Source organism: Pseudomonas sp. StFLB209, from assembly GCF_000829415.1.
In the GTDB taxonomy this organism is placed as follows: Bacteria; Pseudomonadota; Gammaproteobacteria; order Pseudomonadales; family Pseudomonadaceae; genus Aquipseudomonas.
Map to the genome: position 1 here is coordinate 210887 of NZ_AP014637.1, position 16598 is coordinate 227484.

Annotated in this window: 21 protein-coding genes; 11 read left to right on the forward strand and 10 right to left on the reverse strand. The window is 62.1% G+C overall.

The features are described from left to right. The first annotated feature begins 100 nt into the window (after positions 1-100). From PSCI_RS00910 to PSCI_RS00920, 4 genes are all read left to right on the forward strand, one after another. Positions 101-457 (forward strand): 4a-hydroxytetrahydrobiopterin dehydratase, encoded by a 357-nt coding sequence (locus PSCI_RS00910; protein ID WP_045481579.1) that lies wholly within the window; start codon positions 101-103, stop codon positions 455-457. Positions 458-610: 153 nt separating this feature from the next. Beyond that, positions 611-748 (forward strand): hypothetical protein, encoded by a 138-nt coding sequence (locus tag PSCI_RS29405; protein WP_158497578.1) that lies wholly within the window; start codon positions 611-613, stop codon positions 746-748. An 88-nt stretch (positions 749-836) separates the two neighbouring features. Further along, positions 837-1016 carry a hypothetical protein gene (locus tag PSCI_RS00915; RefSeq protein ID WP_045481581.1) on the forward strand — a complete coding sequence of 60 codons (180 nt, stop codon included), beginning with the start codon at positions 837-839 and terminating at the stop codon, positions 1014-1016. A gap of 161 nt (positions 1017-1177) precedes the next feature. Beyond that, complete coding sequence (locus PSCI_RS00920; RefSeq protein WP_045481583.1) at positions 1178-2371, forward strand: MFS transporter; 1194 nt, start codon at positions 1178-1180, stop codon at positions 2369-2371. Here PSCI_RS00920 and arfB read toward each other — a convergent pair. From arfB to PSCI_RS00960, 8 genes are all read right to left on the reverse strand, one after another. Beyond that, entirely contained in the window at positions 2365-2778 is a 414-nt protein-coding gene (gene arfB, locus PSCI_RS00925; protein ID WP_045481586.1) for an alternative ribosome rescue aminoacyl-tRNA hydrolase ArfB, read from the reverse strand. The two genes, PSCI_RS00920 and arfB, sit on opposite strands and share 7 nt — an antisense overlap. Positions 2779-2821: 43 nt before the next feature. Continuing rightward, on the reverse strand, positions 2822-4216 hold the full coding sequence (locus tag PSCI_RS00930; protein WP_045481589.1) for an amino acid permease: 1395 nt from the start codon (positions 4214-4216) through the stop codon (positions 2822-2824). Positions 4217-4295: 79 nt separating this feature from the next. Beyond that, entirely contained in the window at positions 4296-5426 is a 1131-nt protein-coding gene (rluB, locus tag PSCI_RS00935; RefSeq protein ID WP_045481592.1) for a 23S rRNA pseudouridine(2605) synthase RluB, read from the reverse strand. Positions 5427-5623: 197 nt separating this feature from the next. Continuing rightward, complete coding sequence (locus PSCI_RS00940; RefSeq protein WP_045481595.1) at positions 5624-5815, reverse strand: DUF1289 domain-containing protein; 192 nt, start codon at positions 5813-5815, stop codon at positions 5624-5626. A 116-nt stretch (positions 5816-5931) separates the two neighbouring features. Next, positions 5932-6729, reverse strand: coding sequence for an SMC-Scp complex subunit ScpB (gene scpB / locus PSCI_RS00945; protein ID WP_045481598.1), 798 nt, complete (start codon positions 6727-6729; stop codon positions 5932-5934). Between the two features lie 12 nt (positions 6730-6741). After that, positions 6742-7440 carry a segregation and condensation protein A gene (locus tag PSCI_RS00950; RefSeq protein WP_162484340.1) on the reverse strand — a complete coding sequence of 233 codons (699 nt, stop codon included), beginning with the start codon at positions 7438-7440 and terminating at the stop codon, positions 6742-6744. A 104-nt stretch (positions 7441-7544) separates the two neighbouring features. After that, positions 7545-8174 (reverse strand): L-threonylcarbamoyladenylate synthase, encoded by a 630-nt coding sequence (locus PSCI_RS00955; RefSeq protein ID WP_045481603.1) that lies wholly within the window; start codon positions 8172-8174, stop codon positions 7545-7547. A 14-nt stretch (positions 8175-8188) separates the two neighbouring features. Next, entirely contained in the window at positions 8189-9052 is an 864-nt protein-coding gene (locus tag PSCI_RS00960; protein ID WP_045481605.1) for a PHP domain-containing protein, read from the reverse strand. 65 nt (positions 9053-9117) lie between these two features. Between PSCI_RS00960 and PSCI_RS00965 the strand changes: the two genes are divergently transcribed. The 5 genes from PSCI_RS00965 (at position 9118) to PSCI_RS00985 (ending at position 12800) form a co-directional block, all read left to right on the forward strand. Beyond that, positions 9118-9717, forward strand: a complete 600-nt coding sequence (locus PSCI_RS00965; RefSeq protein ID WP_045481607.1) for a septation protein A — start codon at positions 9118-9120, stop codon at positions 9715-9717. A gap of 1 nt (position 9718) precedes the next feature. Then, positions 9719-10018: a YciI family protein gene (locus tag PSCI_RS00970; protein WP_045481609.1), complete on the forward strand. Its 300-nt coding sequence runs from the start codon at positions 9719-9721 to the stop codon at positions 10016-10018. A gap of 35 nt (positions 10019-10053) precedes the next feature. Continuing rightward, on the forward strand, positions 10054-10731 hold the full coding sequence (locus tag PSCI_RS00975; RefSeq protein ID WP_045481611.1) for a response regulator transcription factor: 678 nt from the start codon (positions 10054-10056) through the stop codon (positions 10729-10731). 206 nt (positions 10732-10937) lie between these two features. Then, a complete protein-coding gene (locus PSCI_RS00980) occupies positions 10938-11384 on the forward strand; it encodes a Spy/CpxP family protein refolding chaperone (RefSeq protein WP_045481613.1) in 447 nt (148 codons plus the stop codon). 75 nt (positions 11385-11459) lie between these two features. After that, the gene (locus tag PSCI_RS00985) at positions 11460-12800 is read left to right on the forward strand and encodes a sensor histidine kinase (RefSeq protein ID WP_045481616.1); all 1341 of its coding nucleotides are present in this window, start codon (positions 11460-11462) and stop codon (positions 12798-12800) included. Between the two features lie 230 nt (positions 12801-13030). Here PSCI_RS00985 and PSCI_RS00990 read toward each other — a convergent pair whose 3' ends face one another. Next, entirely contained in the window at positions 13031-13591 is a 561-nt protein-coding gene (locus PSCI_RS00990) for a nitroreductase family protein (protein ID WP_045481619.1), read from the reverse strand. Positions 13592-13748: 157 nt separating this feature from the next. Between PSCI_RS00990 and PSCI_RS00995 the strand changes: the two genes are divergently transcribed. Beyond that, on the forward strand, positions 13749-15203 hold the full coding sequence (locus PSCI_RS00995; RefSeq protein WP_045481621.1) for a TrkH family potassium uptake protein: 1455 nt from the start codon (positions 13749-13751) through the stop codon (positions 15201-15203). 58 nt (positions 15204-15261) lie between these two features. After that, positions 15262-15573, forward strand: coding sequence for a DUF962 domain-containing protein (locus PSCI_RS01000; protein ID WP_045481624.1), 312 nt, complete (start codon positions 15262-15264; stop codon positions 15571-15573). A gap of 144 nt (positions 15574-15717) precedes the next feature. On the opposite strand, the gene PSCI_RS01005 is transcribed toward PSCI_RS01000, so the two are convergent. Further along, on the reverse strand, positions 15718-16530 hold the full coding sequence (locus PSCI_RS01005) for a UDP-2,3-diacylglucosamine diphosphatase (RefSeq protein ID WP_045481627.1): 813 nt from the start codon (positions 16528-16530) through the stop codon (positions 15718-15720). Positions 16531-16598: the final 68 nt, after the last annotated feature.

The window sequence follows — 16598 nt, forward strand, 5'->3', positions numbered from 1 at the left end:
GCCTTGCGCAACTGCCCGGCAAGGCGCGCTCGACCGCGCTGCAGGCAAGACCCGCCGAGGGCTATGCTATGGTTCTGGTTTGCACAACAGGAGCACCTCTATGACCGCCCTGCACGAACGCTCATGCCAGCCCTGTCACGGCAATGCCAGCCCGGTCAGTGATGACGACCTGAAAATCCTGCTGCCACAGCTGCCCGGCTGGCGCCTGGAAACCCGCGACGGGGTCCGCCAACTGGAAAAAACCTACGACTTCAAGAATTTCGCCAGTGCCCTGGCCTTTACCAACGCCATCGGTGCGCTGGCCGAAGCCGAGGATCATCACCCGGCATTGCTGACTGAATGGGGCAAGGTCACCGTCACCTGGTGGACCCATGCAATTGGCGGGCTGCACGCCAATGACTTCATTCTGGCGGCCCGCACCGAAGGCGCGGCGCAGCAGGCGGAAGGGCGCAAATAGCGGCTGTCTGCCAGCTTTTTTACCGACAGTGAAATCGGCTATTTGTTTCCAGGAGTAAACAAAAAAGTCTGTTTGTCATCTTCACTGCGCTATCCTGTCAGCGCTTTGTTAAGCACGGTTCTATCTGCAAACCCCTTGCGAGGAGCAATGACTATGCATGAAATCCCGAACTTCCCCTTCACAAGCACTCAGGAATCGGCTCAGTCGATCCTGGCCCAGCAGGAACTTGGCGTCATCGTCGAGCTGCCAACCACCCAGTCTGAAGACAGCCAACAGCCTGTCGAAGACTGAAAGGTGACCACAGGCGTATCGAAAACAGCGTTTGTTGTTTTCCATACGCCTGTCATGATTTCCCTCCCGCTGCTCAAAAGAAGTTCCCATGACTGAATTCTCGCCAGCCCAGGCCGACGCACTGATCGGCACCGCCGAAAAAATGATCGAAATCTGGACGCGCCTGAGTCCGGAAAAGCAAAGCGCGTTGCTCAGCCGCTTCGGCACCAAAGAAAATGCCCTGGCCGCACTGGTCACCACTCGTTTGCTGTCGCCTGCCAATAGCTGACCTCTCTTTTCATCAGAACGGTGTCATCACTGCGCGCCCGTCGTTATGATGGAGGCCGATTGTAAGCTTGCTAAGGTTTTGCCCGGTTTTCTCAATCGGGCGCCATAACAACACCGGCTGGCGACAATCTTCATATTTCGCCCCCAGCCTTGCGACCTCTGATGACCACGCTCAAGCAAACACCCCCACCAACACAACTGCAGGTCACCCGGCAGGTTGTGTCAATCGTGATGTTCACCTTCATCGGCTACCTGTACATCGGCATTCCGCTGGCCGTGCTGCCCGGCTTTGTACATAACGACCTGGGCTTTGGCACGGTGACTGCCGGGCTGGTGATCAGTGTGCAGTATCTGGCCACCCTGCTCAGCCGCCCCTGGGCCGGGCGGGTCATTGATAACCTGGGCTGCAAAAAGGCCGTGCAGTATGGCCTGCTTGGCTGCGGCGTCAGCGGGGTGTTCATGCTGCTGGCGGTTGGCCTGCAAGACTGGCCATGGCTGAGCCTGGTCTGCCTGTTGGTGGGCCGGCTGATTCTAGGCAGTGCAGAGAGCCTGGTCGGCTCGGGGGCAATCGGCTGGGGAATTGGCCGGGTCGGAGCACAGCATACGGCCAAGGTGATTTCCTGGAACGGCATCGCCAGTTACGGCTCGCTGGCCATCGGCGCCCCGCTGGGGGTATGGATGGTCAACAGCTACGGGCTGGCCAGCATGGGCCTGAACCTGATTGTGCTGGGGTTCGTCAGCCAGCTGTTGGCCTGGAAAAAGCCTCCGGTGCCGATCGTCAGCGGCGAGCGTCTGCCGTTCATCCATGTCCTGGGCCGGGTATTTCCGCACGGTATGGGCCTGGCACTGGGGTCGATCGGTTTTGGCACCATCGCCACCTTCATCACCTTGTATTACGCCAGCAACCAGTGGCCCAACGCAGCGTTGTGCCTGAGCCTGTTCGGCGCCTGCTTTATCATCGCGCGGCTGATCTTCGGCAACCTCATCAACCGCCTGGGCGGCTTTCGTGTGGCCATCGTCTGCCTGAGCGTCGAGACCTGCGGATTGCTACTGCTATGGCTGGCCCAATCGCCGGAACTGGCCCTGACAGGCGCGGCGTTGACCGGTTTTGGCTTCTCGCTGGTATTCCCGGCGCTGGGCGTCGAAGCGGTGAATCTGGTACCGGCCTCCAGCCGCGGCGCAGCGGTGGGTGCCTATTCGCTGTTCATCGACCTATCGCTGGGCATCACCGGGCCGCTGGCCGGCGCCATTGCCGCCGGGTTCGGCTTTGTATCAATCTTTCTGTTCGCCGCCCTGGCTGCACTGGCGGGGTTGTTGCTCAGTATCTGGCTGTATAGACGCAGCCGGGTTCAATAGTCGACCTTGCCCCGCCCCGACTTGATCGAACTGCGCTTGGTCTTGGACTCCAGGCGGCGCTTTTGCGAACCGAGGGTCGGCTTGGTCGGGCGGCGCTTCTTCTCGACCTTGGTGACGCTGACGATCAGCTCAGTCAGGCGCAACAGCGCGTCGCTGCGGTTCTGCTCCTGGGTGCGATACTGCTGGGCCTTGATGATGATCACTCCGTCAGCCGTGATGCGGCTGTCGCGCAGGGCCAGCAGGCGCTCCTTATAGAACTCGGGCAGTGACGAAGCCTTGATATCGAAGCGCAGGTGGATCGCGCTGGAGACCTTGTTGACGTTCTGCCCACCGGCGCCCTGGGCGCGAATCGCCGACCATTCGATTTCGCAATCAGGCAGGTGAACGTTGCTGGAGATAATCAACATAGCGCCTCCGTGGGCCTGCCATGAGCCAGGCCCGAATCGCCGCTCAGGCCTTGATAGCCGCCTTGAGCGACTTGAGCAAGTAGAACAGCCACATCGCCGCCAGCCACAACGGAATGGCGAACACCGAATTACGGATGCCGGGAATCAACAGCATGATGCCCAGGATCAGCACCACGAAACCCAGGCACAGGTAGTTGCCCAGCGGATACCAGAGCGCCTTGAATGCCGGAACCTGGCCGGTGCGTTGCAGATGCTGGCGGAATTTCAGGTGCGAGTAACTGATCATCGCCCAGTTGATCACCAAGGTCGCGACCACCAGTGACATCAACAGCTCCAGCGCCTCGCCGGGCATGAAATAGTTGATCAATACCGCCATGACCGTCACCGCTGCCGAGAGCAGGATGGCCCGTACCGGCACACCGCGGCGGTCGACCTGCGCCAGGCTGCGCGGCGCGTCACCCTGCTCAGCCATGCCCACCAACATTCGGCTGTTGCAGTAGGTGCCACTGTTGTACACCGACAGCGCTGCCGTCAGGACCACGAAGTTGAGCAGGTGCGCGGCGGTGTCGCTGCCGAGCATGGAGAACACCTGAACGAACGGGCTGCCACTGTAGGAATCGCCCGAAGCATTGAGGCTGCCTAGCAGGGTGTCCCACGGGGTCAGCGACAACAGCACTACCAACGCACCGATATAGAAAATCAGGATGCGGTAGATGACTTGGTTGATGGCCTTGGGAATCACGGTTTTCGGCTGGTCCGCCTCGGCGGCGGTGAAACCGAGCATTTCCAGCCCGCCAAAGGAAAACATGATGAACGCCAGGGCCATCACCAGACCGCCCAGCCCGTTGGGGAAGAAGCCGCCATGCTCCCACAGGTTGCTGACCGAGGCCTGCGGGCCGCCCTTGCCGCTGACCAACAGGTAGCTGCCCAGCGCAATCATGGCGATGATCGCCAGCACCTTGATGATCGCGAACCAGAACTCGGTTTCGCCGAACACTTTGACGTTGGTCAGATTGATGGCGTTGATCAGCACAAAGAACACTGCGGCCGTGACCCAGCTCGGGATCTCCGGCCACCAGTAATGCACGTACTTGCCGACCGCGGTCAGCTCCGACATGCCGACCAGGATATACAGCAACCAGCAGTTCCAGCCCGACAGAAAGCCGGCAAAACCGCCCCAGTAGTTATGCGCAAAATGGCTGAACGAGCCGGCCACCGGCTCCTCGACAATCATCTCGCCCAATTGGCGCATGATCAGAAAGGCAATGAACCCACACAGGGCGTAGCCGAGAATCATCGACGGACCGGCGGACTTCAATACCCCGGCCGAACCCAGGAACAAGCCGGTGCCCACCGCACCGCCCAGGGCGATCAACTGGATATGCCGATTCTTGAGCTTGCGTTGCAGCCCGCTCGGCTGTACGTCAGTTGCACTCATTGAAAACTACCCGATCTTTATCTTTGACTGAAATGACAAACGCCGGTCGAAACCGGCGTTTGCTTGAGGCTCAAGAGCCTTACTGGGGCTTGCGGCCCGGACCACGACGCGGCGCATCGTCACCCGACGGGCGCTTGCCGGCCGGCTTGCCCGGACGCTGACGGACGTCCGATGGCCGCTCGGCCACCGGCGTGGCACGACCACGACCGCCGCTGCGCGAATCGCCCGGCTTGCCAGACAGGTTCGGCCGCGCACGCTCTTCGGTCTTCGGCGCACGTGGCGCACGCTCGCTGCTGGCCGGGGCATCGGCCGCAGCCGCCGGACGCAGGTTGCGCACCCGCTCGCCCTTGCCCAATGGACGCGAAGACTGGCGCTGCAGGCGCTCCATTTTCTCGCGGCTCTTGCCACTCATCACCGGCATGGCGACCGGTTTGAGGCCGACTTCTGCCGCCAGGATGTCGACTTCCTGCTGGCTCATTTCGCGCCAGCGGCCCATCGGCAGGTCGGAATTGAGGAACACCGGTCCGTAACGCACCCGCTTCAGACGGCTGACCACCAGACCTTGGGATTCCCACAGACGACGCACTTCACGGTTACGACCTTCCATCACCACGCAGTGATACCAGTGGTTGAAGCCTTCGCCGCCCGGAGCTTTCTGCACGTCGGTGAAACGCGCCGGGCCGTCTTCGAGGATCACCCCGTTCTTCAGGCGCAGCAGCATGTCATCGTCCACTTCGCCACGTACACGTACCGCGTATTCGCGGTCCATCTCGTAGGAGGGGTGCATCAGCCGGTTGGCCAGCTCACCGTCAGTGGTGAACATCAGCAGCCCGGTGGTATTGATGTCGAGACGGCCGATGTTGACCCAGCGGCCTTCTTTGGGACGCGGCAGGCGGTCGAATACGGTCGGCCGGCCTTCAGGGTCGTCGCGGGTGCAGATTTCACCGTCCGGCTTGTTGTACATGATGACCCGGCGCACGTTCTCGCGGGACTCTTCGCGCTTGACCAGTTGCCCGTCGACACTGATCGCATCATGCAGGTCAACACGCTGGCCGAGGCTGGCGACAACGCCATTGACCTTGATCCGGCCCTGGCCGATCCAGGCTTCGACGTCGCGGCGCGAGCCCACGCCAATACGCGCCAGAACCTTCTGCAGTTTTTCGCCTGCGGGTTTTTCGGCCTGTTCGTCTTGCAGTTCTTTTTCACTCATCTGGGCACCTCCCGGTGTGTCGAATCAGGGTTCACCGAGGACCGGCAAAGCCTGTTGCCCGGCGGGCAGTGTGTGCCGCGCCCTGGCGAAATTCAAGAATCGTCTGGCCCTGGGTCGGTTGCCATCGGGCAATCACCGCGTTGCCGGGTCAGAGGGGCGCGAATCATACGCGCTTGTGGCTGGTTACGCACCCATGGTTATTTCTTTTTCCGCCGACCGGCGCCTTTGAGGGTACTCATGCGCTTTTTGGCCAGGCTCAGAATCTCGCTGCGCTGATCCTTGTCGAGCTTCTTCCAGGCCTTGATTTCTTTCTTGCTGCGGCCACAGCCGAGGCAGATATCAGCATCGAACTTGCACAGGCTGATGCACGGATTCTTGCTTGAACTCATTAATACCTCGGCTAGGGGAATGTCTGCAGCAGGGGCCGGGCGGCGATCCGCTTCAGCCCGAAGCCAAGCCCCCTTTCGCAACTAAAGCGGCTCCTACAAGCGATCGCGGTGGGGTATCAAGCCGGTTTTTCCAGCTCGGCCTCGTCGTCTTCCTGGTCCTCGATCGCCGCCTGGGGTTGCTCGCGCAGCAGGTCATCGAAGTCGGTTTTGAGCCCCTGCTCCATATCGTCGAGTTCCAGCAGCAGGGTGCGAAAGCTGGTTTCCTCTTTCGGCGCGGTGTCGCCGTCGCCGACCTCTTCGCCTTCAAAGCTGGCATCGGCCAATGCCTGAAGGTGCGCCGGCACCGGTGCGTCGTCGATGTCCAGCAGCGGCTCGGGCTCCATTTCGCGCAAGTCGGCCAGCGGTGGCAGGTCTTCCAGGCTTTTAAGGTTGAAGTAATCGAGAAACGCTTTGGTGGTGGCCAGCATCGCCGGGCGACCCGGTACGTCGCGGTAGCCGACGATGCGTATCCACTCGCGCTCCAGCAAGGTCTTGATGATCTGGCTGTTGACCGTCACGCCGCGTACATCTTCGATCTCGCCACGGGTGATCGGCTGGCGATAGGCAATCAGCGCCAGGGTTTCCAGCATCGCCCGCGAGTAACGCTGAGGGCGCTCCTCCCACAGCCGACCGACCCACGGCGCATAGCGCTCGCGGATCTGCAAGCGGTAACCGGAGGCCACTTCCTTGAGCTCGAAAGCACGGCCTTCGCACGACTTGCCCAGCAGTTGCAGGGCCTTCTTGAAGACCGGCGGCTCCGGGCGCTCAGCCTCTTCGAACAGCTCGTACAGACGCTCCAGAGGCTGCGGCTTGCCAGAGGCCAGCAGAAAAGCTTCCAGCAAGGGCGCCAGGTCGCGGGGTTCATTGAGGTTCATGGCAGGTTTGCTCTATTCGGCTCGGGCGCGCACGTGGATGGCGGTAAAGGGTTCATTCTGCACCAGTTCGACCAGCGACTCCTTGACCAGCTCCAGCACGGCCATGAAGGTCACCACCACGCCCAACCGCCCTTCTTCGGCGCTGAACAGCTCGATAAAGGGCACAAACCCGCCGCCTTTAAGGCGTTCAAGCACGTCGCTCATGCGCTCGCGGGTCGACAGGGTTTCGCGACTGATCTGGTGGCTTTCGAACATGTCGGCACGGCGCAGCACCTCGGCCATCGACATCAGCACCTCTTCGATACTGACCTCGGCCAGCAGCTTGCGCGCCCGGGCCTCGGGTGCCTCAAGGCGCGGCACAATGATGTCGCGACCGACCCGGCTCAATTGATCGATGCCCTCGGCGGCATTTTTAAAGCGTTCATACTCTTGCAGACGACGGATCAGTTCGGCACGCGGGTCGTCTTCTTCGGCTTCGACGGCCTCGGAACGCGGCAGCAGCATGCGCGACTTGATCTCGGCAAGCATGGCGGCCATGACCAGATACTCGGCGGCAAGCTCCAGGCGCACGCTTTTCATCAACTCGACATAGCCCATGTACTGCTTGGTGATTTCCGCCACCGGGATATCGAGAATGTCGACGTTCTGCTTGCGGATCAGGTACAGCAACAGGTCGAGCGGCCCTTCGAACGCTTCGAGGAAAACCTCCAGCGCATCCGGCGGAATGTACAGGTCCAGCGGCAACTGGGTGAACGGCTGGCCATAGACCCGCGCCAGCTGTTGATCAAGTTGCGCCGGGCCGTCGAGTTCGCTCATCAGGCGGGCTCGGCAAACGGCGTCGGGTCACCACAGCCAATCCGTACGATCTGCGGCTCGCCATCGGACAGGTTGATTACCGTGGAGGCCGAGACGCCGCCGATACCGCCGTCGATAATCAGGTCGACGTGGTGTTCAAGGCGGTCGCGCATATCCTCGGGGTCGCTCAGCGGCAAGCTGTCGCCGGGCAGGATCAGGCTGACGCTCATCATCGCCTCGCCCAGTTGCGCCAGCAACGCCTGGGCAATCGGATGCCCCGGCACCCGCAGGCCGATGGTGCGGCGCTTGGGATGCAGCACCAGACGCGGTACTTCACGGGTGGCGTTGAGGATGAAGGTATAAGGGCCGGGAGTATGGGCCTTGAGGGCGCGGAAAGCCCCGGTGTCGACCTTGGCAAACAGCCCCAGCTGCGACAGGTCGCAGCACATCAGGGTGAAATTGTGCTTGTCGTCCAGTTGGCGCAGGCGGCGGATACGCTCGATGGCGCTCTTGTCGCCGATCTGGCAGCCCAGGGCATAGGACGAGTCGGTCGGGTACACCACCAGCCCGCCGGCCTTGATGATCTCCACCGCCTGTTTGATCAGGCGTGGTTGCGGGTTCTCCGGGTGGACCTGAAAGAATTGGCTCACGGTAACTTCCTGTGTCATACAGCAGCAATCACGGGTTCTTGTTTGAAACGGTTCCATAGCGGCGGCAGATCTTCGGGCAGCGGCCGGTAAATACCGATTTCCGACCAGTGTCCCGGCCCGTGGAAATCGCTGCCGGCACTGACCAGCATGCCAAACTCCCGGGCCAGGATGGCCAGCGTACCGACCTGCTCGGCGGGCTGCATGCCGTTGACCGCTTCGATGGCATGGCCACCGGCCTGGAGAAAGTCGCCGACCAGGCGGCGTCGCTTGCTACGGGTGAAATCATAGTGCATCGGGTGTGCCAGGCTGACCCACGCGCCGGAAGCACGCAGGGTCGCGACCGTTTCTTCAAGGGTCGGCCAGTGTTGCTTGACGTCCCCAAGCTTGCCGGCGCCCAGCCACTTGCGAAACGCCTCGCCACGATCCTTGACGTATCCGGCATTGACCAGATAGTCGGCAAAGTGCGGCCTGGCCGGGGCATTGCCACTGTCGCCCAACGCCTGTTGCACGGCCCTTGCTCCCTGAAGAGCGCCGGGCATGCCCTTTAGTTCAAGTTTTCGGCTGATTTCCTCGGCGCGCAGCCAGCGCCCGTGGTGCAGGCGGTCGATGGCCTCTTTGAGCGCTGGGGCGTCGAGGGCAAAACCGTAACCCAATATATGGATGGTCGCCCCGCCCCAGGTGCACGACAACTCGACGCCGTTGATCAGTTGCATGCCCAGCTCGCGGGCCGCCGTGTGGGCTTCAGGCAGCCCTTCAATGGTGTCGTGGTCGGTCAGCGCCAGCACCCGCACGCCATTTTCATGAGCCCGGGCAACCACCCGCGCAGGGGCAAGGGCGCCATCGGAGGCCGTACTGTGGCAGTGCAGATCAACAATCATGGGAGAGCTTTCGCGGTCTTGGATGTTTGTTATTATGCCGCCACATCCCGCTTCTGGCTGCCATTGTGAAACAATTCATCGATTTCATCCCGCTGCTGCTGTTCTTCATCGTTTATAAAACCGACCCGCGTACTGTCGAGCTGCTCGGCCATCAAGTGTCGGTCGGCGGCATCTTCAGCGCCACCGCGGTGCTGATCATCAGCTCCGTGGTGGTCTACGGCGTGCTGTATTTCAAGCAGCGCATGCTCGAAAAAAGCCAGTGGCTGACCCTGGGGGCGTGCCTGGTGTTCGGTAGCCTGACCCTGGCGTTCCACAGCGAAACCTTCCTCAAATGGAAAGCCCCGGTGGTCAACTGGCTGTTCGCCCTGGCTTTTCTCGGCAGCCATTTCATTGGTGACAAGCCGCTGGTCCAGCGGGTCATGGGCCACGCGCTGACCCTGCCGCAAGCGGTCTGGGTACGCCTGAACATCGCCTGGATCATCTTCTTCGTATTCAGCGGCGCCGCCAACTTGTACGTAGCCTTTACCTATCAAGACTTCTGGGTCGACTTCAAGGTCTTCGGCAGCCTGGCCATGACCCTGGTATTCCTGGTCGGCCAGGGCCTGTACCTGGCCCGCTACCTGAGCGACTCCGCACCTGATTCTGCGACCAAACCCAAGGACTGACATGCTCTACGCCATCATTGCCACTGATACTGCGGACTCCCTGGAAAAACGCCTGAGCGTGCGCCCCGCTCACCTGGAGCGCCTCAACGCTCTGAAAGACGCCGGTCGTCTGGTGCTGGCTGGCCCTCACCCGGCCATCGACAGCAACGACCCAGGCCCGGCCGGCTTCAGCGGCAGCCTGATCGTCGCCGAATTCGAGTCGCTGGCTGCCGCGCAGAGCTGGGCCGAGGCCGACCCGTTCGTCGCCGCCGGTGTCTATGCCCAGGTTGTGGTCAAGCCGTTCCGTCAGGTTCTGCCCTGAGCCGCGCACCTGTCATTGGCCCGATAGAGTAAGTCATGAGCGAACTGTTATTGATTGACGATGACCAGGAGCTGTGTGAGCTGCTGGGCAGCTGGTTGTCCCAGGAAGGCTTTCAGGTGCGGGCCTGTCACGACGGTCAAAGTGCGCGCAAGGCCTTGAACGAGGCCGCCCCGGCGGCCGTGGTGCTGGATGTGATGCTGCCTGATGGCAGCGGCCTGGAGTTGCTCAAGCAATTGCGCAATGAACACCCCGACCTGCCGGTGCTGATGCTCTCGGCCCGTGGCGAGCCGCTGGACCGCATTCTGGGTCTGGAACTGGGCGCTGACGATTACCTGGCCAAGCCTTGCGACCCGCGTGAACTGACCGCACGGCTGCGCGCCGTGTTGCGCCGCAGCCACCCGGTCAGCACTTCAAGCCAGCTTGAGTTGGGTGACCTGAGCTTCAGCCCGCTACGTGGCGTGGTCAGCATCGACGAAAAAGAGATGACCCTGACCGTCTCGGAAAGTCGCCTGCTTGAAGCGCTGCTCAGCCAGCCCGGCGAGCCACTGGACAAACAGGAACTGGCGCAACTGGCGCTGGGCCGCAAGCTGACATTGTATGACCGCAGCCTGGACATGCATGTCAGCAACCTGCGCAAGAAGATCGGCCCGCACCCGGATGGCCGGCCACGCATCGTGGCGTTGCGCAGTCGTGGCTATTACTACAGCGTGTAGAGGCGGCCGGGCGGCAATCCGTCTCGCTCGCGAAGGGGGTGAGACATTCGCAGCAGATACTGTGGTTTCAACGGCCTCTTCGCGAGCAAGCTCGCTCCTACAATCTCTTTACCCAAGCTTTACGCAGGGTTGACCGCGCTTGACCTTGATCTCCCTAAACTGGGCTCCAACGGCAACGAGCCGGACTGGAAATCAGGAGACACACCATGCGCAAGACCCTTACCGCTCTGATGTTTGCCGCTGCCCTGCCAACCGTGGCCATGGCTGCACCCGTAGCCCCGGCAGACGGCCACGACGGCGGCCCGCGCTTTCACCAGGACCACGGCCCAGGCAAACACCGTGGCGGCCCATTCGGTGACCTGGACCTGAGCCGCGAGCAGCGCCAGCAGATCGGCAAACTGATGGGTGAACAGGCCCACGCCCGCAAGGAAATCAACGAGCGCTTCCTGGCCAAGCTGCCCGCGGCAGACCAGAAGGCCATGAAGGATGAGCTCGAAGCCAGCCGCACCAAGACTGACACCGCGATCCGTGGCTTGCTGACCCCTGAGCAGCAGAAGGAATTCGACGCCGACAAGAAAAAGCGCGAGGAACGTCGCGCCGAGTGGGCTGAATTCCAGGCCTGGAAAGCTGAAAAGGCCAAAAAGGCGCAATAATCCCCCTCGTGATGTCATCATCGCGACCCGGCATGCCCCGCATGCCGGGTTTTCCCGTTGCAGAGAGGTTGCTCCGTGCGTTCATTGTTCTGGCGAATCCTGGCCAGTTTCTGGCTGGCCATAGCCCTGGTGGCAGGGCTGTCGATTCTGGTCGGGCACATGCTCAACCAGGATGCCTGGGTGCTTAACCGCCACCCGGTGCTCAACGAGCTGCCGCAGAAGTGGACCAAGCGCTTTGAGGAACAGGGGCCCGATGCCGCCCAGGATTACCTGGAAAAACTCAAGCATCGCCACCGCATTGATGTGCAGGTGCTCAACAGCAACGGTGAAGCGGTAATCCCCGGTACTTTCCCGCCCCGCGCCGCAGCCTTCGAAGCCCGCCAGAAAAACGACCCCAAGCAATTGCCGTGGCGGCGGCTGACCACCGAATACACCAGCGAGACCAGCGGCGAAACCTACCTGCTGATTTATCGCATTCCGCACCCTGAGCTTGAGCAGTGGCATCGCCAGAGCCTGGTCTGGCCGCTCAGCGCGCTGTTCATTGCCCTGGTGGTGCTGACCCTGTTCAGCCTGATGGTGACCCTGTCGATCACCCGCCCGCTGAGCCGCTTGCGCAGCGCGGTCTATGACCTCGGCCAGACCAGCTATCAACAGCACAGCCTGGCGCAACTGGCCAACCGGCGTGACGAATTCGGCGTGCTGGCCAATGACTTCAACCGCATGGGCGCACGTCTGCAAAGCCTGATCGGCAGCCAGCGTCAGTTACTGCGCGATGTGTCCCACGAATTGCGCTCGCCGCTGGCCCGGCTGCGTATCGCCCTGGCCTTGGCCGGCCGGGCCACCCCGCAAGAGCGGGAAAAACTCTGGCCACGCCTGGATCGCGAGTGCGACCGCCTCGAAGCGCTGATCAGCGAGATTCTGGCGTTGGCGCGGCTGGATGCTGACCTGGCCAAGGCCGAACCGGTGGACCTCAATGAACTGCTGCACCGGTTGCGCAACGATGCGTTGCTCGATGGCCTGCCACCGGACATCGAGCTGCAGGTCGCCAACCCGCTGAGCGTTGAAGGCTGGCCGGACATGATCGAACGCGCCGTCGACAACCTGCTGCGCAACGCCCGACGCTTCAGCCCGCCGGAGCGCCCCGTACAACTGAGCGCCCAGCGCAGCGGCGAGCAGATCCGCATCAGCGTCCGCGATCACGGCCCCGGCGCACCGGCAGAGCATCTGGCACAGCTGGGCGAGCCGTTCTTTCGTGCACCGGGTCAAACGGCTGCCGGTCATGGTTTGGGCCTGGCGATTGCCAAACGCGCCGCCGAACGGCACGGCGGCAGCCTGAGCCTGAGCAACCATCCCGACGGAGGCTTTGTGGCAATACTCGAACTGCCGCTGGTGCCAGTGAGCGGGCCTCCCGCTTAGCCGCTCATGCCCGCACAGCAAACACGGCCCCTCTGTGGGAGCGACCTTGGTCGCGAAAGGGCCAGTAAAATCGGCACATCTGCTGTGAATGTAAAGTCGTCTTCACGAGCAAGCTCGTTCCCACAGAGAACCGCGCCGACCTTAACCGATCGGCATTAGTCCTACATTGCGGCTCGCGGCTAAAGCAGATCGCCGGCCGACGGATCGCCGCCCGGCCGCCCCCTATCGGGTCAGCCCTGCCAGGCGCTGACGAACGCTGCTGGATCTTCCTTGGCGGCCACACGGGGCGGGTTCTGCGGGGTGCCAAGGTATAGAAAACCCAGCACTTCTTCGTCATCACTCAGGCCAAAACCCTTGGCTACATGGGCCGAAAACGACAGCTCGCCGGTGCGCCAGACGCCGCCCAGGCCCAGCGCATAAGCCGCCAGCAACACCCCGTGGGCGGCGCAGCCGGTGGTCAGACGCTGTTCGCTGCGGGGCACCTTGGGGTGATCCTGCAAACGGGCGACCACCACCACGACCAACGGCGCACGCAACGGCCCCAGGCGCGCCTTGTCCAGTTGTTGCGCGCTGGCCTCGGGGTCTTGCAGCAGCAGTGCTTCGGCCAGCAGGTCACCCATGCGCTCACGGGCCGGGCCTTCGACGCTCAGGAAACGGTACGGCTTGAGCAGACCATGATCAGGCGCACGCAACGCCGCGCCGAACAGGATTTCACGCTGCGCGGCATCCGGGGCCGGCTCGACCAGACGCGGGACCGAAACACGGTTGAGCAATACATCGAGCGCCTGCATGGGCGAATCTCCTTGAAAGGTGGTCGGGCATTCTAGGCCACAGCGGCTATCAATAACGAGTGCAAACGCGATAAACAGCTACTCTTGGGCTAGCGGTTTACATGGCCTCAAGCGCAGGTAGAATGGCGCCTCCTTCCCCACCCGTCCGAGCAGTTTCATGGCGTTGCCGACCCTTCGCATCATCGGTTTTATCATCGGCATCTTCCTGATCACCCTGGCGATCTCGATGATCGTGCCGATGCTGACCCTGGTGATCTACGACCGTTTCGAAGACCTGCGCTCGTTCCTGTGGGCCAGCGCCATCACCTTTATCGCAGGTCTTGCGCTGGTGATGCCCGGGCGCCCGGAACATGTGCACCTGCGCCCGCGGGACATGTACATGCTGACCGTGTCGAGCTGGATCGTGGTGTGCATCTTCGCCGCCCTGCCGTTCTTGCTGACCACCCATATCAGCTATACCGACTCGTTCTTTGAAAGCATGTCGGGTATCACGGCCACCGGTTCAACCGTGCTTAACCACCTGGACAGCATGTCGCCGGGCATCCTGATCTGGCGCTCGATGCTGCACTGGCTGGGCGGCATCGGCTTTATCGGCATGGCGGTGGCGATCCTGCCGTTGCTGCGCATCGGCGGCATGCGGCTGTTCCAGACCGAGTCCTCGGACCGCTCGGAAAAGGTCATGCCCCGTTCGCACATGGTGGCCAAGTACATCATCCTCGCCTATGTCGGCTTTACCGTGTTCGGCAGCCTGGCGTTCTGGTGGGCGGGCATGGGCATTTTCGATGCGATCAACCATGCGATGTCGGCGATCTCCACCGGCGGCTTCTCCACCTCGGACCTGTCGCTGGCCAAATGGCCGCAACCGGCGGTGCATTGGGTCGCAGTGGTGGTGATGATCCTCGGCAGCCTGCCCTTCACCCTGTATGTGGCGACCCTGCGCGGCAACCGCAAGGCGCTGTTCAGGGATGAACAGGTGCAGGGGCTGCTGGGCCTGCTGCTGGTCACCTGGGCGCTGATGACCCTGTGGTACGGCCTGACCACTGACCTGCCATGGCTTGACGCCCTGCGCCACGTCGCGCTGAACGTCACCTCGGTGATCACCACCACCGGCTTTGCCCTGGGCGACTACAGCCTGTGGGGCAATTTCTCGCTGATGCTGTTTTTCTACCTGGGCTTCATCGGCGGTTGCTCCGGCTCGACGGCCGGCGGCGTGAAGGTGTTCCGCTTCCAGGTCGCCTACATCCTGCTCAAGGCCAACCTTAACCAGTTGATCCACCCGCGGGCGGTGATCAAGCAGAAGTACAACGGCCACCGGCTGGACGACGAGATCGTGCGCTCGATCCTGACCTTTTCGTTCTTTTTCACCATCACCATCTGCGTGATCGCCCTGCTGCTGTCGCTGCTCGGCCTGGACTGGATGACCGCCCTGACCGGCGCGGCCAGCACCGTGTCCGGGGTCGGTCCGGGGCTGGGTGAAGTGATCGGCCCGGCCGGCAACTTCGCCAGCCTGCCGGATGCCGCCAAATGGATTCTGTCGGCCGGCATGCTGCTGGGCCGGCTGGAGATCATCACCATCCTGGTGCTGTGCGTACCCGCATTCTGGCGTCACTGATGACGCGGCTTGTCGATCAGGGCTAGACTCAGACCTGATCGACAAGAGGACGTCATGCATGGAAAACGTCAGATCTTTCGCCAGTTTCGCGCAGTTCTATCCGTTCTATTTGCAGGAACACCGCAACAGCACCTGCCGGCGCCTGCATTTTGTCGGCACCAGCCTGGTGATCTTCCTGCTGGCGTTCGGTATCGGCAGTGGCCGCTGGTGGTTGCTGTGGTGGGTGCCATTGGCCGGTTATGGTTTCGCCTGGCTCGGGCACTACGTGTTCGAGAAAAACCGCCCGGCGACCTTCAAGCATCCGTTCTATAGCCTGCTGGCGGATTTCGTGATGTTCCGCGACATGCTGCTGGGCAAGGTGCCGTTCTGAAATGGCTTGCCGTGGACCGGCCGAGCGGCGATCCGTCGGGCGGCGATGCGCTGTAGGACCGGCCGGGCGGCGATCCGCTTCAGCCGGGAAAACATTCGCCGCTGAGCGGCTACGCGGAAACCCCGTTCGCGGCTGAAGCCGCTCCTACGAGGCCGTCACCGCGTGTTCTTCGCGCTGTTTCGCCGTGCCCTGCGCATCGGCCAGTCGATACAGTTCGATGGTGCCGTCCAGGTGTTCGATCAGCGCCGTGCAGGACTCGACCCAGTCACCGCAGTTGAGGTACTGCACATCCCCCACGTCGCGAATTTCCGCATGGTGGATATGCCCGCAGACCACGCCATCCAGTCCTCGGCGCACGCATTCGTGGGCGATGGCCTGTTCGAAGTCGCTGATGAAGCTCACTGCGGTCTTGACCTTGTGCTTGAGGTACGCCGACAGCGACCAGTAGCCATAGCCGTAGCGGGCGCGCCAGTGGTTGAGCCAGCGGTTGAGGGTCAGGGTGAATTCGTAGGCCGAGTCGCCCAGAAAAGCCAGCCAGCGGTGGTAGCGGGTAATCACGTCGAACTGGTCACCATGGATCACCAGCAGGCGCCGGCCGTCGACGGTGACGTGCTCGGCCTCATCCACCAATTGGATATTGCCAAGGATCAGCTTCGAGTAACGGCGCAGGAACTCGTCGTGGTTGCCGGTGATGTAGATCACCTCGGTGCCACGCTTGCTCATGGTCAGCAGGCGGCGGATAACGTTGGTGTGCGCCTGGGGCCAGTACATGCCGCCGCGCATCTTCCAGCCATCGATGATGTCACCGACCAGGTAGATCGTGTCGGCCTGATAGCCTTTGAGGAAGGTCGACAGATGCTCGGCCTGGCAATCACGAGTGCCCAGGTGCACGTCGGAGATCCACAGGGTCCGTACCCGTTGCTTGCGGCTGGGTTTGGCGAATTCGGCGCTGGTCATACTGAACCTCCGGCAGGTTTTGGCGTAGCGTGCGCCTGACCGGTGAATTGAATATGACGTCAAGATGG